The following is a 25,875-nucleotide window of genomic DNA, read 5'->3' as shown; positions in this document are numbered from 1 at the left end:
GGTGCCCGCCGCGACCGCCGTGGCGACGGCGACCAGCAGCGCGGCCGCCGCGGCGGCGATCAGCAGCCCGCGCCGCCGCGCGCGCTGCCGGGGGCCGCCTCGATCCGGACGGTGCGTTCGGCCGCGGCGCGGGCCGCGTCGGCCAGCGCCCGGCAGGTGGGGTAGCGGTCGGCCGGGTCCTTGGCCAGAGCGGTGGCGACCACGTCGTCGAAACCCCGTGGCGCCCCGGCCTTCTCGACGGCGGGCGGTGGGTCGTGCCGGTGCGCCCAGAGCGCGGCGGCGGGCGTGTCGCGAGGGAAGGGCGGTGCGCCCGTGAGCAATTCGACCAGGACGCAGCCCAGGGCGTAGACGTCGGCGCGCCGGTCGACCGGGCCGTCGCCGATCAGTTCGGGCGCGGCGTACGCGGGGGTCGCGGCGAACCCGTCGCCGGCCTCGGTGGCCGCCGCTCCCGCCGGGCGGGCGACGCCGAAATCGGTGACCAGCACGCGATCCGGCCTGCCGTCCTGTTCGGCGATGAGGATGTTGGCCGGTTTCACGTCCCGGTGCACGATGCCCTTGCGGTGCAGCGCGTCCAGCCCCTCGGCGGCCTCGGCGACGATGCGCACCACGCGTTCCAGCGGCAGCGCGGCGGGTCCGCGGCGGATCAGTCGCGCGAGATCGGTGCCGTCGACGTAGTTCATCGCGAGCCACAGGTGGCCGCCGTGCTGCCCTCGGTCGCGGACCGTGACGAGATTCGGGTGCCGCAGCCGCGCCGCGGTCGTGGCCTCCCGCAGGAATCGCGCGCGGAAGACCGGGTCGCCGGAGTGCTTGTCGGACAGGATCTTCAGGGCGTCGCGGCGGGGCAGGCGGGGGTGCTGGGCGAGGAAGACCGTGCCCATGCCGCCCGCGCCGAGATATCGCTCGATCCGATATCCGGCGAAGTCCATGCCTTCGGTGACAGTCAAGAACGCAGTGCTTTCCCCGAGCCGTTCCGCGCCGGGACCCTTCCGGCGCCCGTCGACCGAAATCCGCGCACGGCGCGGCCGACGGGGCGACTATAACGGACCGGGGGCACCTCGCGCGGGCTACCGAATCCCCGGCCGGGTGAACGAAGTGAACGAATTCGGACCGCGTCCGCGCACCGCTATGTTGTCTAGCGTTGCTAGAATGTCTCGATGAGCACACAGACCCGCAAGGAACGCGAACGGGCGCAGCGGCAGCAGCGGATCATCGACACCGCGCGGGAGCTGGCCGAGGCCGAGGGCTGGGACGCGGTCACGGTGCGGCGCCTCGCCGACCGGATCGAGTACAGCCAGCCGGTCCTCTACAGCCACTTCGCGGGCAAGTCGGCCATCGTCGGCGCGGTCGCGGTGCAGGGCTGCGTGGAGCTGACCGCCGTGCTGCGGGCGGCCAGGGACGCGGCGGGCGCCGATCGCGCGCGCCGGTTCGCCGGGCTGGCCACCACCTACCTGGACTTCGCCGCCGCGCACCCGGCCACCTACGACGCCATCTTCTCCCTCGACACCGACCTGATCTTCGGGCTCGGCGCGCTCGAGCCCCTGCGCGAGGCCTTCGCCGAGATCGAGGCGGTCTTCGCGGGCAGCGTCGCCGACGCCGACCTGCCCGCCTACACCGAGCTGTGCTGGAGCGCGCTGCACGGGCTGGCCGACCTCGACCGCAGCGGGCGGCTCCGGCCGGAGCTGCGCGCCGACCGCCTCCGGCTGCTCATCGACCAGTGGACCGCGGTCGCGGCCCGGAACGGCTCCTGAGCCGACCGCCACAGTGACGGCCGTTCCCCGGGACCGGCGGTAGCGTGGGCGGTATGAGCGAGGTCGTGGTCGTAGGGTCGGGGCCGAACGGGCTGGCGGCGGCGGTGATCGCCGCGCGCGCCGGGCTGTCGGTGCGGGTGCTCGAGGCACAGGAGCAGGCCGGCGGCGGTTCGCGGACCGCCGACCTCACCCTGCCCGGCTTCCACCACGACGTCTGCGCGGGGGCGCATCCCATGGCCCTGGCCTCGCCGTTCTTCCGCGCCTTCGACCTGCCCGGGCACGGCGTCGAACTGATGACCCCGCTGGTGTCCTACGCCCACCCGCTCGACGGCGGCGTCGCCGGGCTGGCGTGGCGCGATCTCAAGGCGACCGTGGCCGACCTTGGCCGCGACGGCCCGGCCTGGCGGAGCCTGTTCGAGCCCCTGGTCGACCACTGGACCGACGTCGTCGACCTGGCCATGTCGGATCTGCGGCGCCCGCCGAAGCACCTGGCGACCGCGGTCCGGTTCGGCCTGCGGCTGCTCGAACAGGGCTCGCCTCTGTGGAATCGGCGTTTCCGGGGCGAGGTCGCCCCCGCCCTGCTGACCGGTGTCGCCACCCATGCCATCACCTCCCCGCGCGCGCTGCCCGCGGTCGGGGCCGCCCTGCTGCTCGGCACCCTCGCCCACGCGGGCGGCTGGGTGATCCCGCGCGGCGGCAGCCAGGCCATCCCGGACGCCATGATCGCCGAGATCCGCGCGCTGGGTGGTGAGGTCGTCACCGGTCACCGCGTCGACTCGCCCGCCGACTTCGCCGGGGCGCGCGCCGTCCTGTTCGACACCGCGCCCGCCGAACTGCTGCGCGTGTGCGGCGACCGGCTGCCCGAGCGCTACCGCGCCGCGCTGGCCCGGTTCCGCTACGGCGGCGCGGCCTGCAAGGTCGACTTCGCGCTGTCGGGCCCGGTGCCCTGGACCGCGCCCGGCTGCGACCTCGCGGGCACCCTGCACGTCGTCGGCACCAGGGCCGAGGCGATGCGCGCCGAACAGCGGGTGGCCGAGGGCCGCTACGCCGAGCGTCCCTACGTGCTGGCCATCCAGCCCGGCACCGTCGACACCACCCGCGCGCCGGAGGGCGCCCAGACCTTCTACACCTACGCCCACGTCCCGCACGGTTCCGACCGCGACATCAGCGAGGACGTGATCGCCCAGATCGAGCGCTTCGCGCCCGGCTTCCGCGACCTGATCCTCGGCATGCACGTCACCCCGGCCGCGGGCATGCCGACCCACAACGCCAACTACGTGGGCGGCGACATCTCGGCGGGCGCGATGACCCTGCGCCAGACCGCCTTCCGTCCGCTCCCGCGCTGGAACCCCTACGCCACCCCGATGCCCGGCGTCTACCTGTGTTCCTCCTCGACCCCGCCCGGTCCCGGCGTGCACGGCATGTCGGGCCTGCACGCCGCGGGTCACGTGCTGCGCGAGCGGTTCGGCATCACCACCGACCCGCTCGACCTGCTCCGCGGGGCCCCGGTGGCCTACCACTGATCAGGCCGGATCGGGGAAGCGCTCGGGCCGGAACACGTCCGGCTCCAGGTAGACCGCGCAGATGTGGGGGACCGCGCGCCGGATGCGGCCGTCGGCGGCATCGATGGCGGTGCCGACCTCGTCGATGTCGAGGCCGGGGCGCAGGGCGATCTTGGCGTTGACCAGCAGGTCCTCCGGGCCCAGATACTGGGTCTGCATCCGGATCACCCGCTCGATGCGGGGATCCTCGACGATCGTGTCGCGGAGCAGCCGGTCCTCGGCCGCCGTGGCGCCCTCGCCGATGAGCAGGCTCTTGGTCTCCACGATGAGCACGATCGCGTTCACCCCGAGCAGCAGGCCGATGAGCAGCGTGCCGACCCCGTCCCAGACGGCGTTGCCGGTCAGCACCGTCAGCCCGACGCCGCCGAAGGCGAACACCAGGCCGGTCAGCGCGCCCGCGTCCTCGAGCAGCACCACCGGCAGCTCGGGGTTGCGGGTGTGCCGGATGAAGTGCCACCAGGTGTGCCTGCCCTTGAGCGGCGCGGACTCCCGGCGCGCGGTCGCGAAACTGAGCCCCTCCAGGACCATCGAGACCAGCAGGATCACGATCGCCACCAGCGGGGAGCTCAGCTCCTCCGGATGCAGGATCTTGTGGACCGCCTCGTCGATGGCGAACAGCGAACCCATGGTGAACAGCACCAGCGCCACCACGAAGGAGTAGAAGTAGCGGTTGCGCGCGTACCCGAACGGGTGCAGGGTGTCGGGCCTGCGCTCGGCGCCCTTGCGGCCGACCAGCAGCAGCGCCTCGTTGGCGGTGTCGGCCACCGAGTGCACCGCCTCGGCCAGCATCGAGGAGGACCCGGTGACGAACGCGCCGATGAACTTCGCGACCATGATGCCCGCGTTCGCGCCCAGCGCCGCGAGGACCGCTACCCTGCTGTCGCCGCCTGCCATGCACCGAACGCTACCGGCGCGAGCGGGCCGCCCGCGCCTCGCCGCGCGGTCCGGGTGCCGAAAACGCCGCCGTCCCGGGCGGAACGGCGGCGTCGGCGGCGTCGCGCGAGATCAGGCCGGGGCGACCTCGCGGTACAGGTCCGGCTCCAGGTAGATCAGGCCGGTCGCGGGCACCGCGGCGCGCACCCGCGCCTCGGCGGCGTCGATGGCCTCGGCGACCTGGGCGATCCCGAGTCCGGGCGCGATGGCGACCTTCGCGGCGACCAGCAGTTCCTCCGGGCCGAGGTACTGGGTGCGCAGGTGGATGACGCGGGTGATGCGCTCGCTGTCGACGAGGCTCGCGCGGATGGCGGCGGTCTGGTCGGGGGTGGCGCCCTCGCCGATGAGCAGGCTCTGCATCTCCACGATCAGCACGATCGCGATCACGCCGAGCAGCAGGCCGATGGCCAGGGTGCCGATGCCGTCGAACACGGGGTTGCCCGTGACCATGGTGAGCCCGACCGCGGCGAACGCGAACACGAGGCCGATCAGCGCGCCGGTGTCCTCGAGCAGCACCACCGGCAGCTCGGGGCTGCGCGAGTTGCGGATGAACCGCCACCAGCTCGCGTCGCCCTTGAGCGGCTTGGACTCCCGCATCGCGGTGACGAAACTGAAGGTCTCGAGGCCGATCGCGATGGCGAGGATGACGATGGCCACGATCGGCGCGTTCAGCTCCTCCGGGTGCTGGATCTTGTGGACGCCCTCGTAGATGGCGTACACCGAACCCAGCGTGAACAGCACCAGCGCCACGACGAAGGAGTAGAAGTACCGGTTGCGGCCGTAGCCGAACTGGTGCAGCTCGTCGGCCTCCTGCTCGGCGCGCTTCTGCCCGAACAGCAGCAGGCCCTGATTGGCGGTGTCGGCCACCGAGTGCACGCCCTCGGCGAGCATCGAGGCCGATCCGGTGATCGCCGCGCCGACGAACTTCGACACCGCGATGCCCGCGTTCGCCGTCAACGCGGCGATGATCGCCTTCTTGCCACCACCAGCCGACATGAGTGCCCGCCCTTTCTCGTCCTGACGATGAAAAACCGTCAACAGCCTAGAGGACGGGGCAAACCGGACGTGCGGCTAGCGGCCGCCGCCGACGCAGGCGCGGAACAGCTGGGTCGGCTCCGACCCCGCGCGCACCCGCACGGTGCGGTCGGCGGCCGAGATCCAGGCGGCGCCACCGCAATCCAGCGCCAGCTCCTCGCCGTCCTGTGTCAGCCGCGCCGACCCCGCGGTGCACAGCACGATGCCGGGCCCGTCCACCGCGACCACCGCCTCGGCGCCGGGGGCCAGGTCGAAGCGGCTCAGCGCGAACTCGGGGGCGGGCGTGCGGTAGCGCAGCGCGCCGTCGCCGTCCGGTTCGGGTTCGATGATCGGCAGGTCGATGGGCTCGAAGTCGAGCACGCGCAGCAGTTCGGGCACGTCGACGTGTTTGGGCGTCAGGCCGCCGCGCAGCACGTTGTCGGAGTTGGCCATGATCTCCACGCCGAGCCCGCGCAGGTAGGCGTGCAGGTTGCCCGCGTCGAGGAACAGGCCCTGGCCCGGTTCGAGGGTGATCCGGTTGAGCAGGAGCGCGGCCAGCACCCCGGCGTCACCGGGGTAGGCCTCGGCCAATTCGAGGGCGGTGCGCACCTCGGCGCCGAACGCGCGGTCGCCCTTCCCCGACAGGTAGCGCACGCACCCCTCGAGCACGGCGGGCAGCAGGGTGCTCAGCGCCTGCTGGGGCAGCGTGATCCAGGTGGTGAACAGGGTGCGCAGCCCGGCCGAATCGGGCTGGGCGGCCAGGAGTTCGGCGTAGTGGTTGAGGCCGTCGACGTCGAGGGCGCGCAGCAGCTCGACGGTGCGGTGCGGGTTGCGGAAGCCGGCCAGCGCCTCGAAGCGCTCCAGCGCGACCACGAGCTCGGGCTTGTGGCTGTCGTCGCGGTAGTTGCGCATGGGGGAGTCCAGCGCGACCCCGGTCCGGTTCTCCCGCTCGAATCCCGCGGCGGCCTGCGCCGAGCTCGGGTGGGCCTGCAGCGACAGCGGTTCCTCGGCGGCCAGCACCTTCAGCAGGAAGGGCAGGCGGGCGCCGAAGGTCTCGGTGACGGTGCCGAGCTCACGGTCGGGGTCGGCGGTGACCACGTCGAGCAGCGAGCGGCTCGACCCGTTGCGGCGCACCCGGGCGGGATCGGCGGGGTGCGCGCCGAACCACAGTTCGGCTTCGGGATGGGCCGACGGCACCGGCCGTCCGCACAGCTGAGCGAGCGCGGTGCGCGATCCCCAAGCGTAAGAACGCAGCGCACCAACGAGTTCCTGCACTAGTAGTGTCCCCCGTCGTAGGCCTCCGGAGCCGGCGCCGCGACCCCGCGGCCCGCGGTGAGCCGCAGGTAGGCGGCCGCCATTTCCAGGCGCAGCGCCAGCACGGCGAGCTGTTCGATCTCCCCGCCCCCGCCTGCCGCGGCGGCGGACGCGCCCTCGGGGGACGGCGCGCCCTCGGCCGGCAGGGCGTCGGACTCGGTGTGCACCAGATCGGCGTCGACCAGGCCGCCGCCCGCGCCGCCGAAGACCGCCAGCCTGCGCCGGGTCGCCGACCGGTCGGCCGCGGTGCTCAGGGCGAACACGCGCACCCGCTCGACCGGGGCGGGGCCGTCGAGTTCCTCGTCGTGGAACAGCGGATCGAAGTCGGGGGCCGCGGTGCCCGCGGACTCGACGAGGCGCGCGTGCGCGGCGATCGCGTCGGAGAGCCCGACCGCGGTCGCCGGCCTGCCCGCGGCCTGCAGCAGCACGTCGGCGGCGTGCCCGGCGAGTTCGGTGGTGGCGGGGGTGTCGCCCGCCAGCACGATGCCGCGATCCGACATCCGGCCCGCCAGGTTCTTGGCGGGGTTGTGGAAGGACTCGTGGTGCGGGCCGTCGCGCAGGGCCTCGGCGTCGAGCACATCGGCCAGCTCGGCCAGGTCGGGCACGAGCGCGCCGCTGCGCTGGGCGTCCACGGTGCCCAGCACGGCGAGCCCGACGGCGAGGAAGCGCAGCAGGTGGTTGTGGGCGAGCACGGGTACGCGCGGTTCGAGCACCACGGCCCGGCCCGCGGTGACCGCGCGCAGCGGCCCCTCGTCGGGGGCGGCAACGACGACCTCGGCGCTGCGGCGCAGGCCGCGGTCGACGGCGTCGATCAGGCGCGGGTCGCCCGCGTCGTCCCCCGCGACCAGCACCACGTCCAGCGGACCGACCCACGGGGGCAGCGCCGAGACGGGCACGATCGGCAGGCCCGCCCGGTCGGCGAGTGCGGCCACGAGCAGGCCGGCGGCCCTCGCCGCGCGGCCGGAGCCCGAGACCAGCACCAGGCTGCGCGGCCGGAGGTCACCGAGCCGCCGCGTGAACGCGCTCTCGGTGATCGCGGCGGCGGTGGCGCGCACCTGCGCCCCGGCGGACGCGGCCGACCGCAGGGCACCGCCGGTGTCGGCCGCCTCCAGCGACGCGGCATCGTCGAGGTCGAATACCGGTGTTCCAGCGATCATCGCCGAGTCCACCTCCCCTCATCGCGCTGTGTCGTCTGCCGGCCAACCGTCGGCGAATACAAGGTCTGTGATTCCACTATTCCAGTCAGGAGCGCACGATGCCGAGTATCTCTGTCACGAGTGTGTCTACTTCCTCCGGCGATCCGGCCTCGACGTTGAGTCGCAGCAGCGGTTCGGTGTTGGAGGCGCGCAGGTTGAACCAGGCGTTGCCCGGCAGGTCGACGGTGACGCCGTCGAGCCGGTCCACCGCGAGCGCGCGGTCGGCGAAGGCCGCCACCACCGCGGCGGTGCGCTCGGCGGCGTCGGCGACGGTGGAGTTGATCTCGCCGGAGGCGGCGTAGGTGTTGTACGCGGCCATCAGGTCCGACACCGGGCGCTCGCCCTCGCCGAGGGCGGCCAGCACGTGCAGCGCGGCCAGCATGCCGGAGTCGGCGCCCCAGAAGTCGCGGAAGTAGTAGTGCGCGGAGTGCTCGCCGCCGAAGACCGCGCCGGTCGCGGCCATCTGCTGCTTGATGAAGGAGTGGCCGACGCGGGTGCGCACCGGCGTGCCGCCCAGCTTCTCCACCAGCTGCGGTACCGCGCGCGAGGTGATCAGGTTGTGGATGACGGTGGCGCCCGGCTCCTTGGCCAGTTCGCGTTCGGCGACCAGCGCGGTGATCGCCGACGGGGAGACCGGCTCGCCGCGCTCGTCGACGACGAAGCAGCGGTCGGCGTCGCCGTCGAAGGCCAGCCCGATGTCGGCGCCGCTGCGGCGCACGAGGTCCTGCAGGTCGACGAGGTTCTTCGGGTCGAGCGGGTTGGCCTCGTGGTTGGGGAAGCTGCCGTCGAGCTCGAAGTACAGCGGCACGATGGTGATCTGCGGCAGGGTGCCGAGCACGGCGGGCACGGTGTGGCCGCCCATGCCGTTGCCCGCGTCGACCGCGATCGTCAGCGGCCGGATGGCCTCCAGGTCGACCAGTTCGCGCAGGAAGCCGGCGTAGTCGGCGAGCAGGTCGGACTCGCTCGCGGTGCCGCGCGGTCCGTCGAAGGCGGGGACGCCGTCGGTGACCTCGGCGGCGATGGTGGCCAGCCCGGTGTCCTGGCCGACCGGCAGCGCGTTGGCGCGGCACAGCTTGATGCCGTTGTAGGCGGCGGGGTTGTGGCTGGCGGTGAACATGGCGCCCGGACACCCGAGTCTGCCGGAGGCGAAGTACAGCTGATCGGTGGAGGCGAGGCCGATGTGCACCACGTCGAGGCCCTGCGCCTGCACGCCGTCGGCGAAGGCCGCCGACAGGGCGGGGGAGGACTCGCGCATGTCGTGACCGATGACGACCCGGTCCGCGCCCTCGGCGCGCATCAGGCGGGCGAAGGAGGCGCCGACGTCACGGACGAAGCCCTCGTCGATCTGCTCGCCCACGACGCCACGGACGTCGTACGCCTTGATGATCGAGTTCACGAATTCGGCGGACCGCGCGAGAGTCGTCATGACCCTCACCCTAGTGGGGCCGGGGCGCTCTCAGGACTGCGGGTCGGGGAGCACGCGCAGGTGGCCGCGGCGGCCCGTGCGGGGCGCGCGCACCGGGCTCTGGCCGGGCTCGCGGTAGCCCGCGGTCTCCGGCTCGGCCGGGCGGCGGCGCAGGCCCGCCTCGCGCACGGCCTCGGCCAGCGCGGTCAGGTCGTCGTCGTCGGGGGTGCTCGAGGAGAAGCCGCCCTCGTGCCGGACGAGCTCCCAGCCCTTGGGGGCGGTGATGCGGCAGGCGTGCGTTTCGCAGAGATCCCAGGAATGCGGTTCGGCGACGGTGGCCAGCGGTCCGACGACGGCGGTCGAGTCGGAGTACACATACGTCAGCGTCGCTACGGCTGGGTTCTTGCAGCCGGGTCGGCAGCAACGACGCATGGGGATCACGACCATGAGACTAACTCGCCGCCCGGCGAATGTGGATACGCAACACGCCCGGTGGCTCAGTTTTCCGGATCGATCACATCCGGATCGACGCCGAGATACGTGGCGATCTGCTGCACGAGAACTTCGCGCAGCAGATCGACCAAGTCGTCGGGGTCGGCCGCCCGCAATTCCAGCGGTTTACGGAACAGCACCACTCGCGCGCGTGTGGCGGCGCCGCGCGAGTCGACCCCGGCGGGAATGAGCCGGGAGAGAGGTACCGGCCCGTCGGCGACCACCTCGTCCGGCCAGGTGACCGAATCGGGGTGCAGCGGACGGATTTTCGGTACGTCGTCGACGGCGATGTCGAGTTTGGTGAGCCGGTCGTGCCAGCGGGTGTCCAGCGGCGCGAACGCCTCGAGCACCAGCCGGTCGAATTTCTGCCCCCGGGTCCGCCACGCGGGCACGGTTTCGGGCAGCATCGGTCCGCGGACACCGCGACCTCTACGGGTCACCGACCGCGCGGTCGGCGGGCGGCGATGCCGGGAACGTCCCATCAGACTCTCCACCTTCTCCCAGGGGCAGCACCTGCTGCTGCCGGGGGCATCCGCCCGGAGGCGCGCCGATCGGCAGGCGCTCCGGGCCAGGCAACGAGTCTACTTTCGAACCCCTCGCTTACCCGATTCCGCGCTTCAGCCTGCGGCGCTCCCGCTCGGAGAGCCCTCCCCAGATGCCGAAACGCTCGTCGTGGGCCAGCGCGTACTCCAGGCACTGGTCACGAACCTCGCAGCCCATGCAGATCCGCTTCGCCTCGCGGGTCGAGCCGCCCTTCTCGGGGAAGAACGCCTCGGGGTCGGTCTGTGCGCACAGGGCGCGTTCCTGCCACTGCTCTTCGATGGACTCGAACATCTCGTCGAAGCCGGTGACGATCAAGCTGAGCCGAGGTGCCGCTTCGACCACGTCCCGTTCCGGCCAGCCGTTCACGGCGACAGCAGAAGCTGCGCCTGCTGTGGAATCGGTCGGCGAGACCATGTCGTGGGTCATCGTTCCGCCTCCTCACTGGTTGTTAGCGCAGAGTGATTCTTTCCGTCGGAAGGAACTCGGCGACCGACGGCACAACACCGCGACGTTGTCTCGCGGGCATCCGCAGAACCTGTCATCCAGTGAGGGAGAATCCCCTCTCGCAAACGCCCCCGCGTTATGCCTCTCGCAGTGGCCGGAATGACATGTCTGAGATTAGACACGCCGCACTTGCGCGTGGTCAAGCGGCCGTCACCCTTCCGTTACTATCCGCGCGGCCTATTCGTTTTGATCTTGTTATCTTCGATGGCAAATGCCCAGCTAATTCGGTGTGCGCGGGGCGCGGACCGGCCGCGGATAAGCTGTCGTTCCGTGACATCACAGACCTCACAACACCCGGCGCGCAGGCCCTCGATCGCCGTTCTGGTCGGCGGCGTCGGCGGCGCCCGGTTCCTGCAGGGCGTGCGGGAGCTGCTCCCCGGGGCCGAGATCTCCGCCGTCGTCAACGTCGGTGACGACGTCTGGATGCACGGTCTGCGGATCTGCCCCGACCTCGACACCTGCATGTACACCCTCGGCGGTGGCATCGACACCGAGCGCGGCTGGGGCCGGGTCGGCGAGACCTGGCACGCCAAGGAGGAATTGGCGAAGTACCACGCCCAGCCCGACTGGTTCGGCCTCGGCGACCGCGACATCGCCACCCACCTCATCCGCACCGAGATGCTGCGGGCGGGCTATCCGCTCTCGGCGGTCACCGAGGCGCTGTGCAACCGCTGGCAGCCCGGCGTCCGCCTCATCCCGGCCTCCGACGACCGCTGTGAAACCCATGTCGTGGTGAGCGATTCGCCCGAAGCCGCCGAGGCCGGCGAACGTCGCGCGATCCACTTCCAGGAATGGTGGGTCCGGCACCGGGCGGGGCTGCCGACCCACTCGTTCGCCTTCATCGGGTCCGAAAACGCCAAGCCGGCACCGGATGTGACCGATGTCATAGCGCGCGCCGACGCGGTGTTGCTCGCCCCCTCGAACCCCGTCGTGAGCATCGGCGCGATCCTCGCGGTGCCGGGCATCCGGGGCGCGCTGCGCACCACCGACGCCAAGGTGATCGGCCTGTCCCCGGTGATCGACGGAAAGCCCCTGCGCGGCATGGCCGACGAGTGCCTGTCGGTCATCGGCGTCGAGACCACCGCCGAGGCGGTCGGGCGCCACTACGGCGCGCGCTCGGCCACCGGCATCCTCGACGGCTGGCTGGTGCACACCACCGACACCGCCGACGTGCCCGGCGTCGAGGTGCGCAGCGTCCCGCTGCTCATGACCGACCCGCAGACCACCGCCGAGATGGCCCGCGCCGCACTGGAACTCGCCGGGGTGACGCTGTGACCGGCCCGGTCGACCACGCCGCCGCCGAACTCCGGATCCTGCCGGTCACCGGCCTGCCGGAGTTCCGGCCCGGCGACGACATCGCCGCACATCTCGCCGCGCGGGCGCCCTGGCTCGCCGACGGCGACGTGGTCGTGGTGACCAGCAAGATCGTCTCCAAGGCGGAGGGCCGCATCGTGGCCGCGCCGACCGACCCCGAGGGACGCGACACCGCGCGCCGCGTGCTGGTCGATCAGGAGGCCGTGCGCGTGCTCGCGCGCAAGGGCCGCACCCTCATCACCGAGAACCGGCTCGGCATCGTCCAGGCCGCCTCCGGCGTGGACGGTTCCAACGTGGCCGAGGGCGAACTCGTCCTGCTGCCACTGGATCCCGACGCCAGTGCGCGGGCGCTGCGCGCGGCGCTGAAGGAGCGCCTCGGCGTCGACGTCGCCGTCGTCATCACCGACACCATGGGCCGGGCCTGGCGCACCGGCCAGACCGACGCCGCCATCGGCGCGGCGGGCCTGCGGGTGCTGCACGACTACGCGGGCGCCGTCGACGAGCAGGGCAACGAACTGCACGTCACCCAGGTCGCGATCGCCGACGAGCTCGCGGCCGCCGCCGATCTGGTCAAGGGCAAGCTCGGCGGCCTGCCGGTGGCCGTCGTGCGCGGCCTGCCGGTGACCGACGACGGCTCGACCGCGGCGGACCTGCTGCGCGGCGGCACCGACGACCTGTTCTGGCTGGGCACCGCCGAGTCGATCGCGCGGGGGCGGCGCGAGGCGGTGCTGCTGCGGCGATCGGTGCGCGCGTTCGCGCCCGACCCGGTCGATCCGGAGGTCGTCCGGGCCGCGGTCGGCGTCGCGCTGACCGCGCCCGCGCCGCATCACACCCGGCCCGTGCGGTTCGTCTGGGTGCGCAGGGCGGGCCTGCGGGCCCAGCTGCTGGAGGCCATGGCCGAGAAGTGGCGGGCCGATCTCGCCGGGGACGGGCTGAGCCCCGAGCGGATCGAGGCCAGGGTCGCGCGGGGCCGCATCCTGCACGACGCCCCCGAGGTGATCATCCCGTGCTGCGTGCCCGACGGCGCGCACGACTATCCCGACGCGACCCGGCGCGCGGCCGAGCAGACCATGTTCACCGTCGCGGTGGGCGCGGCGGTGCAGGGCCTGCTGGTCGCGCTGGCGGCCGAGGGGCTCGGCAGCTGCTGGATCGGGTCGACCATCTTCGCCCCCGAGGTCACCCGCGAGGTGCTCGGGCTCGGCGACGAGTGGCGGCCGCTCGGCGCGATCGCGATCGGCCACCCGGTGGCGGAGGAGGGCCCGCGCCCACCGGTGCCGTCGGGGATCGGGCTGGTCGAGCTGTGAGCGCCGCGTCGCTGCACGCCTCGGCCACCGAGCTGCTCACGGACTGGCGTCCCGTCCGTGACGGGGACCGCTCGCTGCGCGAGGCCCTGCTCGCCTTCCTCGGCTCGGCCCCGCGGGGATGCCTGCGCGAGCACGCGCCGGGGCACATCACCGCCTCCTCGATCGTGTTCTCCCACGACCGTTCGCAGGTGCTGCTGACCCTGCACCCCCGGGTCGGCCGCTGGATCCAGCTCGGCGGGCACTGCGAACCCACCGACGAGACCGTCGCGGGCGCGGCGCTGCGCGAGGCCACCGAGGAGTCCGGGATCGCGGGCCTGACGTTGGTGCCCGGGCTGTTCGGCGCCCAGGCGCATCCGATCACCTGCTCGCTGGGCGTGCCGACCCGCCACCTCGACCTGCTCTTCGAGATCGTCGCGCCCGCCGGGGCGGTGCCGGTGCGCAGCCACGAGTCCACCGACCTGGCGTGGTGGCCGGTCGACGCCCTGCCCGAGGGCGCCGACATCCGCCTCGACCGGTCCCCGGTCGCCGTCTGATCGTCCGGCCCCGCGGCCGCATCCCGGACTCGGGATGCGGCCGCTGGTGTGTCCGGCGCCGGACAGGGCTTTACAAACTGAAGAATTTGTCTAGACGCAGGACAAAATTGGGCATATCGTCTGTAACAAGGAGTTACGTACATCACACCTGTGATGTGCCGCACGATGGAGACGACGATGTCGACAGATGCCACCGCGTCCGGGCCCGGGCTGGAAGCGCCCGCCTGGCGCGATTCGAAGCGCTACCTCTGGCTGTGGGGTCTGTTCGCCCCCACCGGCCTGTTCACGATCGGGATCCCGCTGATCTGGGGCCTCAACCAGCTCGGCTGGCACCGCCTGGCGGAGGTGCCGTTCTGGCTCGGCCCGATCCTGGTGTACATCCTCATCCCGCTGGCCGACCTGTTCTTCGGCCCCGACGGCGACAACCCGCCGGACGAGGTGATGGAGTACCTGGAGAACGACCGGTACTACCGGTACCTGACCTACCTGTACCTGCCGTTCCAGTACGCCACCCTGATCTTCGCCTGCTACCTCATCAGCGCCGACAGCGTCGGCTGGCTCGGCTTCGACGACGGGCTGAACGTCGTCGACAAGATCGGCCTGGCGATCACGGTCGGCATGATCGGCGGCATCGGCATCAACACCGCCCACGAGCTGGGCCACAAGAAGGTCGACCTGGAGCGCTGGCTGGCCCGCATCGCGCTGGCCCAGTCCTTCTACGGCCACTTCTACATCGAGCACAACCGCGGCCACCACGTCCGCGTCGCCACTCCCGAGGACCCCGCGAGTTCGCGTATCGGCGAGTCCTTCTACGCCTTCCTGCCGCGCACCGTGCTCGGCAGCCTGCGCTCGGCCTGGCACCTGGAGAAGCAGCGCCTGGCGCGGCTGGACAAGGGCCCGTGGACGCTGCGCAACGACGTCCTCAACGCCTGGGCCATGTCGGTGCTGCTGTGGGTGGCGCTGATCGCGGTGTTCGGGATCGGCGTGCTGCCCTACCTGATCCTGCAGGCCGTCGTCGGGTTCGGGCTGCTCGAGGCGGTCAACTACCTCGAGCACTACGGGCTGGTCCGGCAGAAGACCGCCTCCGGCCGGTACGAGCGGCCCGCGCCGGTGCACAGCTGGAACTCCGACCACATCGTGACCAACATCTTCCTGTACCACCTGCAGCGGCACAGCGACCACCACGCCTACCCCACCCGGCGCTACCAGACCCTGCGCAGCTGGGACGGCGCGCCGAACCTGCCGAGCGGCTACGCCAGCATGATCCTGCTCGCCTACTTCCCGCCGATCTGGCGTCGCGTCATGGACAAGCGGGTGCTCGCCCACTACGAGGGCGACGTCACCAGGGCCAACATCCAGCCGGGCCGCCGCGCGAAGGTTCTCGCCCGATACGGGACAGGAGTTCAGGCATGAGCCAGTACCGTTGCCCTGTCTGCGATTACATCTACGACGAAACCAAAGGTGCCCCGCGCGAGGGATTTCCGGCAGGAACGTCCTGGGCCGACGTGCCCGACGACTGGTGCTGCCCGGACTGCGGGGTCCGCGAGAAGATCGATTTCGAGGCCATGGGAGTGAATCGGTGACCGAGAGCAAGACCGGCTACAAGCTGTTCCAGTGTGCCCAGTGCGGGTTCGAGTACGACGAGGCCCTCGGCTGGCCCGACGACGGTATCGCCCCGGGCACCCGCTGGGACGACATCCCCGACAACTGGACCTGCCCCGACTGCGGCGCCGCCAAGGCCGACTTCTTCATGGTCGAGATCGAACGTCCGTGAGATTTTGACGGATGAGCGCCGCCCGTGACAGTGTCGCGGGTATGCCGCGCACCGGGACGAGGATGCCGTATCAGGAGGCGGCGCGGGAACTCCTGCGCACGACCGTCCTGGACGGGATGCGCGAGCTGCTCACCGAGCGTGACTGGTCCAAGATCACGCTCGGTGACGTGGCCGCCCGTGCCGGGGTGAGCAGGCAGACCCTCTACAACGAGTTCGGTTCCCGGGCCGGCCTGGCCCAGGCCTACGCCCTGCGGCTGGCCGACGAACTGGTCGACCACGTCCGCGAGGCCGTCGACGGCAACGTCGGCGACGCCCGCGCCGCCCTGCGGGTCGGGATGGGCGGCTTCTTCCTCTCCGCGGCGAGTGACCCGCTGGTGCGCTCGCTGCTCAGCGGCGAGATGAAGCCGGACCTGCTGCGCCTGATCACCCTGGACGCGGGCCCGCTGCTCGCGCACGCCACCACCCGGCTCGCGGCGGTGTTCACGCACAGCTGGGTGAACGCGACCGACGCCGAGGCCGATGTGCTGGCGCACACACTGGTCCGGATCGCCCTCAGCTACATCCCGAATCCGCCGGTCCCCGAGCGGGACGCGCCCGCGGAGATGAGTGCGCTGCTCAGCCCGTATGTCGAGGCGATCATCGCGACGCGCGGCATGCGAGTCGAGCAGGGGTGAGCTCAGACACATTCGCTACCGAAACTACCGGAAGCCGCGTCCTGTAACGGAGACCACGTTTGCGAGCGTAGGTCTGTGTAACGGGGCAGTGGTCTGTCACTATTCCACTTGGTCAAGTTGCTAGTTTTCTTCGGCGGAGTGTTCGTGCAATCGGTTGGCAATTCCCGGGGTTTTCGTGATCCCAAACGCTATCTGTGGGCCCTGGGCTTGATCGCCCCGGCGGCCGCTCTGCTGCCCTCACAGCTGGTGTACCGGACCGGTGCCGAGGTGTTCTGGTGGATCGGGCCGGTGATCGTCCTGATCGCCATTCCGGTGCTCGACTGGATCGTGGGCGAGGACGGTTCCAACCCGCGCGACGAGGATTACGAGGCCCTCTCGCGCGACCGCTATTACCGCTGGTGCACGTACCTGTTCCTGCCGATCCAGCTGATCGGGCTGGTCATCGCCTGCGCGATGTGGGCGGGGGACGAGCTGGACCTGGTCGACAAGATCGGCCTTGCCGCCACCGTCGGCTTCGTCAGCGGCATCGGCATCAACGCCGCCCACGAACTCGGCCACCGCGTCGAACGGGCCGAACGGTGGCTGTCCAAGATCGCCCTCGCGCAGTCCGGCTACGGCCATTTCTACGTCGAGCACAACCGCGGCCACCACGCCCGCGTCGCCACCCCCGACGACCCCGCCAGCGCCCGGCTCGGCGAGTCGCTGTACCGGTTCCTGCCCCGCAGTGTGATCGGTGGCTTCCGTTCGGCATACGCCCTCGAGCGCGATCGGCTGGCCCGCCGCGGCCGCGGCTGGTGGAGCCCGCACAACAACATCCTGCAGGCGTGGGCGATGAGCGCGGTGCTGTTCGGGTCGCTGGTCGCGGTGTGGGGCCCGGCGCTGATCCCGTGGCTGATCGTGCAGGCGGTCATCGGCGTCGGCCTGCTCGAGACCGTCAACTACGTCGAGCACTACGGGCTGCTGCGCCGCCGCCGCCCCAACGGCAACTACGAGCGCTGCTCGCCACGTGACAGCTGGAACAGCGACCGGCTGGTCACCAACATCTTCCTGTTCCACCTCCAGCGGCACAGCGACCACCACGCCAACCCCGGCCGCCGGTACCAGACGCTGCGCTCGAGCACCGAATCACCGCAGCTCCCCGCCGGTTACGCCACCATGATCCTGCTCGCCGCGATCCCGCCGCTGTGGCGGCGGGTGATGGATCCGATGGTGGCCGCGCACTACGACGGCGATCTGAGCCTGGCAAACATCGAGCCCCGCAAGCGTGCCAGGATCCTGGCCGCTCACGCGGTGAGCACGCGGTAGCCTTGCCTCGGTACTGACTACCAGGAGAGGCTGATGACGACCTCAGAAATTCCCGCGCGCACCGAGCTTGTCGCCGACGTTCGCAACGGCATCGATTACAAGGTGGCCGATCTCTCGCTGGCCGAATTCGGCCGCAAGGAGATCCGCCTCGCCGAGCACGAGATGCCCGGCCTGATGGCCCTGCGCCGCGAATACCACGACGTGCAGCCGCTGAAGGGCGCGCGTATCTCCGGCTCGCTGCACATGACCGTACAGACCGCCGTGCTGATCGAAACGCTGGTCGCCCTCGGTGCGCAGGTGCGCTGGGCGTCCTGCAACATCTTCTCCACCCAGGATCACGCCGCCGCCGCGGTCGTCGTCGGGCCGCACGGCACCGTCGACGAGCCCAAGGGCACCCCCGTCTTCGCCTGGAAGGGCGAGACGCTGGAGGAGTACTGGTGGGCCGCCGAGCAGATGCTCACCTGGCCCTCCAAGGACGGAGCGCCGCTTCACGCCAACATGATCCTCGACGACGGCGGCGACGCCACCATGCTCGTCCTGCGCGGCGCGCAGTTCGAGAAGGCCGGAGTCGTGCCGCCCGCCGACGAGGAGCACTCGGCCGAGTACACGGTCTTCCTCAACCTCCTGCGCGAGCGCTTCGAGACCGACAAGGGCAAGTGGAGCGCGATCGCCGAGTCGGTCAAGGGCGTCACCGAGGAGACCACCACCGGCGTGCTGCGGCTCTACCAGTTCGCCGCCGCGGGTGAGCTGGTGTTCCCGGCGATCAACGTCAACGACTCGGTCACCAAGTCCAAGTTCGACAACAAGTACGGCACCCGCCACTCGCTGATCGACGGCATCAACCGCGGCACCGACGTGCTCATCGGCGGCAAGAAAGTGCTGATCTGCGGATACGGCGACGTCGGCAAGGGCTGCGCGGAGTCCCTGGCCGGTCAGGGCGCGCGCGTGCAGGTCACCGAGATCGACCCGATCAACGCGCTGCAGGCGCTGATGGACGGCTTCGACGTGGTCACCGTCGAGCAGGCCATCGGCGACGCCGACATCGTCATCACCTCCACGGGCAACAAGGACATCATCCTGCTCGAGCACATGCAGGCGATGAAGGAACAGGCCATCCTCGGCAACATCGGCCACTTCGACAACGAGATCGACATGGCCGCCCTCGAGCGCTCGGGCGCCAAGAAGCTCGAGATCAAGCCGCAGGTCGACCTGTGGACCTTCGCCGACGGCAAGTCCATCATCGTGCTGTCGGAGGGCCGCCTGCTCAACCTGGGCAACGCCACCGGTCACCCCTCGTTCGTGATGTCGAACAGCTTCTCCAACCAGGTGATCGCACAGATCGAGCTGTGGACCAAGCCGGAGGAGTACGACAACGAGGTCTACCGCCTGCCCAAGCACCTCGACGAGAAGGTCGCGCGGATCCACGTGGAGGCGCTCGGCGGCACGCTGACCAAGCTCACCAAGGATCAGGCCGAGTACATCGGCGTCGACGTGGAGGGCCCGTACAAGCCGGATCACTACCGGTACTGAGCGCTGCGTGAACCGGCCCGCCGACAGCTGTCGGCGGGCCGGTCGCGTGTGTGGGGGCTGCCGGCCCGGCTCCGGCCGGGCGGGTCGGCCGTGGTGAACGAACCTCGGGGATGCCCGGCGTCAGCCGATGATCAGCCCGGTGCAGAAGATGTTGTGTTCGCTGCTGATGCCGAGGACGGCGCACAGGACCGAGTTGACGGCCTCGGAAGACCCGGTGCCGGGAGCGGCGACCGGGGCCTGGGCGGAGGCGGTGCCGCAGGCGAGGGCGGCGGTGAGCGCGAGCGCGGCGACGCTGCCACGGAAGAGTTGATGCATGGCGGAATCCTCGCGGAGAGAGCGGGCGCGGACCAGCCCACAGTTCTGTGGGTGGGTCAGTGCGGCGTCGCGGCCTGCCCGGCTACACGCCGGAAGGCAGCGGCGCCGCCGAACCGGTCGCGGTGCAGATGTATCCCGGTCCCGGCGTCATGTCGCCCGGGCTGCCGGTCCCGGTCAACCAGCACAGCGGGCTGAGCAGCAGCATCCCCAGATCGCTCGACCCCGTGTAGTAGCCGGCGCTGCCGGCGTCGGCCACCGGGCGGACGGCCGGGGTCCCGGCTGCCCGCCACTGCCCGGACTCGGGGTGCCGCATCGGGGTGAGCCCGAACAGGGCCGACCCCGCGTTCGTCGTGTCACTCCAGAGCGCGCTGGAACCGGCCGATGATCCCGACCCGGACCCCGAGCCGAGGCGTTCGGGGATGTCCGGCATCCAGTACGACGAGCCGCTGGTCGTCTCGGCGTTCGCGGTGGTCGCGCCGAGACAGAGTCCGAGCGCGGTGGTCACCGCGGCCGCGGCGGCCCCGCCTGCGGCGCCGCCGGGCCCCGACCGTCGGCGTCCCGGTTCGTCGGGCGGCAGCCGGGGGAGCGGCCCTGCGTACCCGGGCCGCCATCGGTGTCGCGGTCTTCCCCCGGGAGACGCCGGTGGACGCCGACCTCGGCGCAGGGCCGCGGTGTTCGGGCCGGCGAGGCCGGGAATCAGGCCAGCAGCAGGCAGATCGGGAGCGGGATGATCGGTTCCAGCAGGGTGCAGGCGGCGAGCTCGGCGGCCGAGCCGACCGCGGCGGAGCCCGCCTCGGCCGAGCCGGACAGGAGCCTGCCCGCGCTGCCGGTGCCCGCGTGGTGGCCGCGGTCGCGGACGGTCGCGGCGTCGGGGGCGGCGGTGGCCAGGCCGGCTCCGGTGAGCGACAGGGCGAGGGCGGTGGCCGCGACGGCGGCGCGGAGGGTGGTGCGATGACGCATGGTCGGTCCTCGTTGAGCATGCCCGCGGGGCGGGCGACGGTTACATTGAAATGAGAACACTTCACACAGCGCGGCGCGGCGTAACCGACAACTCCACGACCCCCGAAAAGCGGGGGCCGGGCCGCGCGGCGCACCGAATTCCGCCCCGTCCCGTCCGCGGGCGGGCCGGGCGGTACTCTGCACGCCATGGGCGTGTTGCTAGCGGTGGAGGGCCTCGACGGCGCCGGTAAACGGACGCTGATCGACGGCGTGCGCGCCGAGCTGTCCGCCAAGGGCCTTCGGGTCGGCACCCTCGCCTTCCCGCAGTACGGCCGCTCGGTCCACGCGGACCTGGCCGCGGAGGCGCTGCGCGGCGGCCACGGCGACCTGGCGGGCTCGATCAACGCCATGGCCATCCTGTTCGCCCTCGACCGGGCCGACGCCGCCGCGGAACTGGCGAACCTCGTCGACGCCGACGACATCGTCATACTCGATCGCTATGTCGCCTCCAACGCCGCCTATTCGGCCGCCCGCGCCGAACAGGACGCCGACGGTGAAATCGTGGCCTGGGTCGGCGAATTGGAATTCGGCAGGCTCGGCCTGCGCCCGCCCGCGCTGACGGTGCTGCTCGATCCCGGCGACGAGGTCGCCGCCGAACGCGCCCGCCGCCGAGGCGAACTGGACGCGGGCCGGGCCCTCGACGCCTACGAACGCGACGGCGGCCTGCAACAGCGCACCGGCGCCGTGTACCGGCAATTGGCCGACCGGGACTGGTACGGCCCCTGGTGGACATACCGATCCGATGACGACCGCGCGGCCCTCCTCACCCGCTGCGCCGAAATCATTGGCGGATAAGGTTTGATACGCGTCGGGTTGGCAGCATTAATGGCGTGCCGCCCCGATCCTGGCCTGGGAGATGACAACATAGAGCTATGAAGCCCAAGATTCTGGTCGTCGACGACGATATGGCACTCGCTGAGATGCTGACCATCGTCTTGCGCGGGGAAGGGTTCGACCCGCACGTGGTCGGCGACGGCACGCAGGCCCTGTCGGCGGTGCGGGAGATCCGCCCCGACCTGGTTTTGCTGGACCTGATGCTGCCCGGCATGAACGGCATCGACGTATGCCGCGTGCTGCGGGCCGATTCCGGCGTCCCCATCGTGATGCTGACCGCCAAGACCGACACGGTCGACGTGGTCCTCGGTCTCGAGTCCGGCGCCGACGATTACATCGTCAAGCCGTTCAAGCCCAAGGAGCTCGTGGCGCGGGTCCGGGCGCGACTACGGCGCACCGAGGACGAGCCCGCCGAGCTGCTGTCCATCGCCGACATCGTCATCGACGTGCCCGCGCACAAGGTGAGCCGCGGCGGCACCCAGATCTCGCTCACCCCGCTCGAATTCGACCTGCTGGTCGCCCTGGCGCGCAAGCCGCGCCAGGTGTTCACCCGCGAGGTCCTGCTCGAGCAGGTGTGGGGCTACCGGCACGCCGCCGACACCCGTCTGGTGAACGTGCACGTCCAGCGTCTGCGGGCCAAGGTCGAGAAGGACCCGGAGAACCCCGAGATCGTGCTCACCGTCCGCGGCGTCGGTTACAAGGCCGGCCCGCCGTGATCGAGCGAACGGGCATGAGGATCCGGGGACGGCGGCTTGGCTGACCAGGACGGATCCGTCGAAGCCGGGACCGGAACCGGTCCCGGCTTTCTCACGCGCGCCCAGGACCGGCTGGCGCCGGTCGTCGCGTGGTTCTCCGCGGTCGGCACCGCCCTCGGGCACCTGTGGCGCCGCTCGCTGCAGCTGCGCGTCATCGTCTCGACGCTGACGCTGTCGCTGATCGTCATCACCATCCTCGGTGTCGTGCTGACCGGCCAGATCACCGACCGGCTGCTCGAGGCGAAGATCAACGCCGCGGTCGAGGAGATGGACCGGGCGCGGGCGACCGTCGAGTCGCAGCTGACCAGCTCGCACGACGCGCAGACGGTGCAGGACCAGCTCAACGAGGCGCGCGACGAGCTGTCGAGCCGCGGCGGCACCGGGCAGTCGACGGGCGCGGCGGGCAGCTTCGGCTCCGCGCTGACCATGGTCGGCGGCACCCCGCCGCAGCAGATCCCGGCCGGGCCGATCCAGGAGGTGCCGCCGGAGCTGCGCCGGTTCGTCCAGCGCAACCAGGTGTCCTACCAGTTCACCACCGTCTCCGACCCCAGCGGGTACCACGGCCGCGCGCTGATCATCGGCAGCCCCGGCGCCGACACCCCGACCCTGGAGATCTACCTGATCTTCCCGCTGGCCAGCGAAGAGGCGAGCCTGTCGCTCATGCGCGGCACCATGCTCATCGGTGGCGTCGTGCTGCTCGTGCTGCTGGCCGCCATCACCGCGCTGGTCACCCGGCAGGTGGTGCTGCCGATCCGGTCGGCCGCCCGCATCGCGGGCCGTTTCGCCGACGGCAGGCTCAAGGAACGCATGCTGGTCCGTGGCGAGGACGACATGGCGCGGCTGGCGCAGGCGTTCAACGAGATGGCCGAGAGCCTGTCCAACCAGATCACCCAGCTCGAGGAGTTCGGCAACCTGCAACGCCGGTTCACCTCCGACGTCTCCCACGAGTTGCGCACCCCGCTGACCACGGTGCGCATGGCCGCCGACCTCATCCACGGCTCGAGCGACGATCTCGATCCCGCGCTCGCGCGCAGTTCCGAGCTGCTGGTCAACGAGCTGGACCGGTTCGAGGGCCTGCTCAACGACCTGCTCGAGATCTCCCGGCACGACGCGGGCGTCGCCGAGCTGCAGGTGGAGTCGCTGGACGTGCGCATGTGCGCGCGGGCCGCGATCACCACCGTGCGGCACCTGGCCAAGGAGGCCGGGGTCGAGCTGGTCATCGACCTGCCCGAGGACCCGGTCGTCGCGGAGGTCGATCCGCGCCGCGTCGAGCGCGTGCTGCGCAACCTGCTCGCCAACGCCATCGACCACAGCGAGGGCAAGCCCGTGCTCATCCGCATGCGCGGCGACGCCGACACCAACGCGGTGGCCACGGTCGTGCGCGACCAGGGCGTCGGGCTGCGGCCCGGCGAGGAGAAGCTGGTGTTCAACCGCTTCTGGCGCTCGGACCCGTCGCGGGTGCGCCGCTCGGGCGGCACCGGTCTCGGCCTGTCGATCAGCGTCGAGGACGCCAACCTGCACGAGGGCAGGCTGGAGGCATGGGGCGAGCCCGGCGCGGGCGCGAGTTTCCGGCTGCTGCTGCCGATGGTGCGCGGCCGCAAGCTCGGGCTGTCCCCGCTGCCGCTGGAACCCTCGCTCCGCAAGCTGCCGCCACCGCCGCCCGAACCCGAGCGCGAACCGGAACCGGCGGCCGACACCACCGCCGCGGACACCACCGAGCACGCCGAGGAGCCGAGCGAGACCGGAGACCGACAGCCATGACGAATCCGCGGGCGAACCGACACCGTGGCCTGATCGCCGCGCTGCTGACCGGCCTGCTGGTCCTCACCGGGTGCGCGAGTCTGCCGGACTCGTCGGCACCGCAGGCGCTCGGCACCATCAACCGGGAACCGACCAGCGAGGGCCCGCCGCCGCCGGTCGCCGGGCGCGACCCCGATCTGCTGCTGCGCGACTTCCTGCAGGCGTCGGCCGATCCGGCGAATCAGCACGCCGCGGCCCGGCAGTACCTGACCCCGGCGGCCGCGGCCGAGTGGAACGACGCCGCGAGCGCGACGGTCGTCGAGCGGCCGGACACCCTGCGCGAGTCCCGCAGCGGCGACAAGGCGACCTACGTGGTGCGCGCACGCAAGGTCGGCGACCTGGGCGCCGACGGCACCTACCGCAGCAGCGACGGCACCGACGTCAAGGTCGAGAACAAGATCGAGATGAGCAAGGTGGACGGCGAATGGCGGATCACCGAGCTCCCCGACGGCGTCGTCATGGACACGTCCTCGTTCTACAAGGCCTACCACCGCTACGTGCTGTACTACCCGGACCCGGGCAGCTCGATCATGGTGCCCGACCCGCGCTGGGTCTCGGTGCCGAAGGGGCAGCTGGCCGAGCGGCTGATCGGCATGCTCGGCCAGGGCCCGCAGCCGTCCCTCGCGCCCGCGGTGCGCAACCAGCTCGCGCCGCCGGTGGCCGTGCGCGGGCCGATCACCAAGGCCAACAACGAGCCCGGTGAGATCAGCGGTATCGGCGGGGTGCGCGTGGACTTCACCGGGGTCGGCCAGCTGAATCAGCGCGACCGGGAGCTCTTCGCCGCCCAGATCATCCTGACCCTGGCCTCGGCGGAGATCCTCGGCCCGTATGTGCTCCTCGCCGACGGCAAACCGCTCGACGAGCGCTACGCCACCAACGGCTGGTCGGCCGCCGACGTCGACCAGTACAGCGCCTCGGCGCCCGGGCAGAACCGGATCGGCCTGCACGCCCTGCGCGCGGGCACGCTCGTCCAGGTGACCCCCGACGGGATCGCCACCCCGAGCGGGTACTTCGGCTCGGTGAACAACCTGCAGTCGGTGGGCATCTCCTCCGACGGGCAGTTCGTCGCCGCGGTCGCCGACGCGGGCAGGCCCGCGCCCGAACCCGCGCGCACCCTGATGATCGGCACCTACGGCGGCGACGCCTTCCCGGTCGCCGAGGGTGCCACCATCGCCCGGCCGTCCTGGACCGCCGACGGCGAGGCCGCGTGGACGGTGATCGATGGCGAACGGGTGATCCGGGCGGTGACGGACCGGGCGACCGGCAACGTGTCGGTGCAGGACGTCGACGTCTCGGCGCTGTTCGGCGCGGCGCCGGGCGCGCCGCGGCCGCCGATCACCGAGATCCGGGTCTCGCGCACCGGCGTGCGGGCCGCGCTGATCGCAGGCGGCAAGGTCTACGTGGCCGTGATCGAACGCCGGGCGGGCGGCCGGATCGCGCTGACTGCGGCGGTGCCGGTGTCGACGGGACTGTCCACGCCGGTGGTCTCGATCAGCTGGCTCGACGGCGCCTCGCTCATCCTGGCGAGGGAGGGCGATGTGGAGCCGGTGCAGACGGTGTCCATCGACGGCGCCCAGCTGACCCCCGCCACCTCGCAGAACCTGACGCCGCCGGTGCGGGTGGTCGCGGCCTCGCCGTCGACCCAGTACGTGGGGGACGCGCGCGCGGTGCTGCAACTGCAGACCGTCCGCGCCGCGGGGACCGAACCGTACTGGCGCGAGGTGCCGGGGCTGTCGGGCGGCACCACCGTGCCGGTGATGCCGGGCTGAGCCCGCCCGTCGGTCCCCGCTGTCATACTCGCCGGCCATGGGGGCTCTGCTCGATCTGATCCTGCCCGCGGTGTGCGCGGGCTGTCACCGCGCCGGGGTCGCGTGGTGCGCGCGCTGCGACGCCGCGCTCTACGCCGGCCCGGCCCGGGTGCGCCCGCGCTGCGATCCCGGCGTGCCGTGCTGGGCGCTGGGGCCGTACCGGGGGCCCGCGCGGCAGGCGGTGCTGGCGGCGAAGGAGCGCGGCAGGCGCGACCTGGC

Annotated in this window: 27 protein-coding genes and 1 pseudogene; 16 read left to right on the top strand and 12 right to left on the bottom strand. The window is 71.7% G+C overall.

The window, feature by feature from the left end:
* Window positions 1-59: 59 nt before the first annotated feature.
* Complete coding sequence (locus ON36_RS21250) at window positions 60-944, bottom strand: serine/threonine-protein kinase (protein ID WP_245558149.1); 885 nt, start codon at window positions 942-944, stop codon at window positions 60-62.
* Window positions 945-1,154: 210 nt separating this feature from the next.
* Here ON36_RS21250 and ON36_RS21245 point away from each other — a divergent pair, with 210 nt between their 5' ends.
* Together ON36_RS21245 and ON36_RS21240 are read left to right on the top strand one after the other, a co-directional pair.
* Entirely contained in the window at window positions 1,155-1,748 is a 594-nt protein-coding gene (locus ON36_RS21245) for a TetR/AcrR family transcriptional regulator (protein WP_043656453.1), read from the top strand.
* A gap of 53 nt (window positions 1,749-1,801) precedes the next feature.
* On the top strand, window positions 1,802-3,271 hold the full coding sequence (locus tag ON36_RS21240) for a phytoene desaturase family protein (RefSeq protein ID WP_043656451.1): 1,470 nt from the start codon (window positions 1,802-1,804) through the stop codon (window positions 3,269-3,271).
* Here the strand turns inward: ON36_RS21240 and ON36_RS21235 are convergent, their stop codons facing one another.
* The 8 genes from ON36_RS21235 to ON36_RS34240 form a co-directional block, all read right to left on the bottom strand.
* Complete coding sequence (locus ON36_RS21235; RefSeq protein ID WP_043656449.1) at window positions 3,272-4,204, bottom strand: cation diffusion facilitator family transporter; 933 nt, start codon at window positions 4,202-4,204, stop codon at window positions 3,272-3,274.
* 111 nt (window positions 4,205-4,315) lie between these two features.
* Window positions 4,316-5,239 (bottom strand): cation diffusion facilitator family transporter, encoded by a 924-nt coding sequence (locus ON36_RS21230; RefSeq protein WP_043656447.1) that lies wholly within the window; start codon window positions 5,237-5,239, stop codon window positions 4,316-4,318.
* A 75-nt stretch (window positions 5,240-5,314) separates the two neighbouring features.
* Window positions 5,315-6,532, bottom strand: coding sequence for a mannose-6-phosphate isomerase, class I (manA, locus tag ON36_RS21225; RefSeq protein ID WP_043656445.1), 1,218 nt, complete (start codon window positions 6,530-6,532; stop codon window positions 5,315-5,317).
* Entirely contained in the window at window positions 6,532-7,728 is a 1,197-nt protein-coding gene (locus ON36_RS21220) for a hypothetical protein (protein WP_043656470.1), read from the bottom strand. The genes manA and ON36_RS21220 overlap by 1 nt, the downstream gene beginning before the upstream one ends.
* An 85-nt stretch (window positions 7,729-7,813) precedes the next feature.
* Window positions 7,814-9,193 (bottom strand): phosphomannomutase/phosphoglucomutase, encoded by a 1,380-nt coding sequence (locus ON36_RS21215; RefSeq protein ID WP_043656442.1) that lies wholly within the window; start codon window positions 9,191-9,193, stop codon window positions 7,814-7,816.
* Between the two features lie 30 nt (window positions 9,194-9,223).
* Window positions 9,224-9,604 (bottom strand): DUF3499 domain-containing protein, encoded by a 381-nt coding sequence (locus tag ON36_RS21210; RefSeq protein ID WP_083885288.1) that lies wholly within the window; start codon window positions 9,602-9,604, stop codon window positions 9,224-9,226.
* Between the two features lie 65 nt (window positions 9,605-9,669).
* Window positions 9,670-10,146 carry a metallopeptidase family protein gene (locus ON36_RS21205; RefSeq protein ID WP_169334721.1) on the bottom strand — a complete coding sequence of 159 codons (477 nt, stop codon included), beginning with the start codon at window positions 10,144-10,146 and terminating at the stop codon, window positions 9,670-9,672.
* Window positions 10,147-10,264: 118 nt separating this feature from the next.
* Entirely contained in the window at window positions 10,265-10,498 is a 234-nt protein-coding gene (locus ON36_RS34240; protein WP_085999665.1) for a WhiB family transcriptional regulator, read from the bottom strand.
* Window positions 10,499-11,023: 525 nt separating this feature from the next.
* Between ON36_RS34240 and cofD the strand changes: the two genes are divergently transcribed.
* From cofD to ahcY, 9 genes are all read left to right on the top strand, one after another.
* Window positions 11,024-11,986, top strand: coding sequence for a 2-phospho-L-lactate transferase (gene cofD, locus ON36_RS21195; RefSeq protein WP_043656468.1), 963 nt, complete (start codon window positions 11,024-11,026; stop codon window positions 11,984-11,986).
* Window positions 11,983-13,329, top strand: coding sequence for a coenzyme F420-0:L-glutamate ligase (locus ON36_RS21190; protein WP_043656431.1), 1,347 nt, complete (start codon window positions 11,983-11,985; stop codon window positions 13,327-13,329). Before cofD ends, ON36_RS21190 begins: the two co-directional genes overlap by 4 nt.
* Window positions 13,326-13,862 (top strand): NUDIX hydrolase, encoded by a 537-nt coding sequence (locus ON36_RS21185; RefSeq protein WP_043656428.1) that lies wholly within the window; start codon window positions 13,326-13,328, stop codon window positions 13,860-13,862. The genes ON36_RS21190 and ON36_RS21185 overlap by 4 nt, the downstream gene beginning before the upstream one ends.
* A gap of 177 nt (window positions 13,863-14,039) precedes the next feature.
* Window positions 14,040-15,275, top strand: coding sequence for an alkane 1-monooxygenase (locus ON36_RS21180; protein WP_052314209.1), 1,236 nt, complete (start codon window positions 14,040-14,042; stop codon window positions 15,273-15,275).
* On the top strand, window positions 15,272-15,445 hold the full coding sequence (locus tag ON36_RS33695) for a rubredoxin (RefSeq protein WP_083885285.1): 174 nt from the start codon (window positions 15,272-15,274) through the stop codon (window positions 15,443-15,445). The genes ON36_RS21180 and ON36_RS33695 overlap by 4 nt, the downstream gene beginning before the upstream one ends.
* Complete coding sequence (locus tag ON36_RS21175; protein ID WP_043656426.1) at window positions 15,442-15,636, top strand: rubredoxin; 195 nt, start codon at window positions 15,442-15,444, stop codon at window positions 15,634-15,636. Before ON36_RS33695 ends, ON36_RS21175 begins: the two co-directional genes overlap by 4 nt.
* A 41-nt stretch (window positions 15,637-15,677) precedes the next feature.
* The gene (locus ON36_RS21170) at window positions 15,678-16,310 is read left to right on the top strand and encodes a TetR/AcrR family transcriptional regulator (RefSeq protein ID WP_043656462.1); all 633 of its coding nucleotides are present in this window, start codon (window positions 15,678-15,680) and stop codon (window positions 16,308-16,310) included.
* 144 nt (window positions 16,311-16,454) lie between these two features.
* Window positions 16,455-17,615, top strand: a complete 1,161-nt coding sequence (locus ON36_RS21165; RefSeq protein WP_043656459.1) for an alkane 1-monooxygenase — start codon at window positions 16,455-16,457, stop codon at window positions 17,613-17,615.
* 33 nt (window positions 17,616-17,648) lie between these two features.
* Window positions 17,649-19,145, top strand: coding sequence for an adenosylhomocysteinase (ahcY, locus tag ON36_RS21160; RefSeq protein ID WP_043656423.1), 1,497 nt, complete (start codon window positions 17,649-17,651; stop codon window positions 19,143-19,145).
* 120 nt (window positions 19,146-19,265) lie between these two features.
* Here ahcY and ON36_RS34235 read toward each other — a convergent pair whose 3' ends face one another.
* The 3 genes from ON36_RS34235 to ON36_RS21145 all read right to left on the bottom strand — a co-directional run bounded on the left by ON36_RS34235 (window position 19,266) and on the right by ON36_RS21145 (window position 20,420).
* Window positions 19,266-19,460, bottom strand: coding sequence for a hypothetical protein (locus ON36_RS34235; protein WP_043656421.1), 195 nt, complete (start codon window positions 19,458-19,460; stop codon window positions 19,266-19,268).
* An 82-nt stretch (window positions 19,461-19,542) separates the two neighbouring features.
* Window positions 19,543-19,965, bottom strand: a complete 423-nt coding sequence (locus ON36_RS21150) for a hypothetical protein (protein ID WP_043656419.1) — start codon at window positions 19,963-19,965, stop codon at window positions 19,543-19,545.
* A 191-nt stretch (window positions 19,966-20,156) separates the two neighbouring features.
* Window positions 20,157-20,420: a hypothetical protein gene (locus ON36_RS21145; protein ID WP_043656416.1), complete on the bottom strand. Its 264-nt coding sequence runs from the start codon at window positions 20,418-20,420 to the stop codon at window positions 20,157-20,159.
* A gap of 186 nt (window positions 20,421-20,606) precedes the next feature.
* Here ON36_RS21145 and ON36_RS21140 point away from each other — a divergent pair, with 186 nt between their 5' ends.
* The 5 genes and pseudogenes from ON36_RS21140 to ON36_RS21120 form a co-directional block, all read left to right on the top strand.
* On the top strand, window positions 20,607-21,254 hold the full coding sequence (locus tag ON36_RS21140) for a dTMP kinase (protein ID WP_043656414.1): 648 nt from the start codon (window positions 20,607-20,609) through the stop codon (window positions 21,252-21,254).
* Between the two features lie 77 nt (window positions 21,255-21,331).
* The gene (gene mtrA / locus ON36_RS21135; RefSeq protein ID WP_043656411.1) at window positions 21,332-22,009 is read left to right on the top strand and encodes an MtrAB system response regulator MtrA; all 678 of its coding nucleotides are present in this window, start codon (window positions 21,332-21,334) and stop codon (window positions 22,007-22,009) included.
* A 111-nt stretch (window positions 22,010-22,120) separates the two neighbouring features.
* Window positions 22,121-23,809, top strand: coding sequence for an MtrAB system histidine kinase MtrB (gene mtrB, locus ON36_RS21130; protein ID WP_043656456.1), 1,689 nt, complete (start codon window positions 22,121-22,123; stop codon window positions 23,807-23,809).
* On the top strand, window positions 23,806-25,617 hold the full coding sequence (gene lpqB / locus ON36_RS21125; protein WP_043656408.1) for an MtrAB system accessory lipoprotein LpqB: 1,812 nt from the start codon (window positions 23,806-23,808) through the stop codon (window positions 25,615-25,617). Before mtrB ends, lpqB begins: the two co-directional genes overlap by 4 nt.
* A gap of 37 nt (window positions 25,618-25,654) precedes the next feature.
* Window positions 25,655-25,875: pseudogene (locus ON36_RS21120) on the top strand (ComF family protein); the annotation flags it as partial.

It is taken from the genome of Nocardia thailandica NBRC 100428, assembly GCF_000308795.1.
Classification (GTDB): domain Bacteria; phylum Actinomycetota; class Actinomycetes; order Mycobacteriales; family Mycobacteriaceae; genus Nocardia; species Nocardia thailandica.
This window is presented reverse-complemented; position numbering and strand designations above follow the sequence as displayed.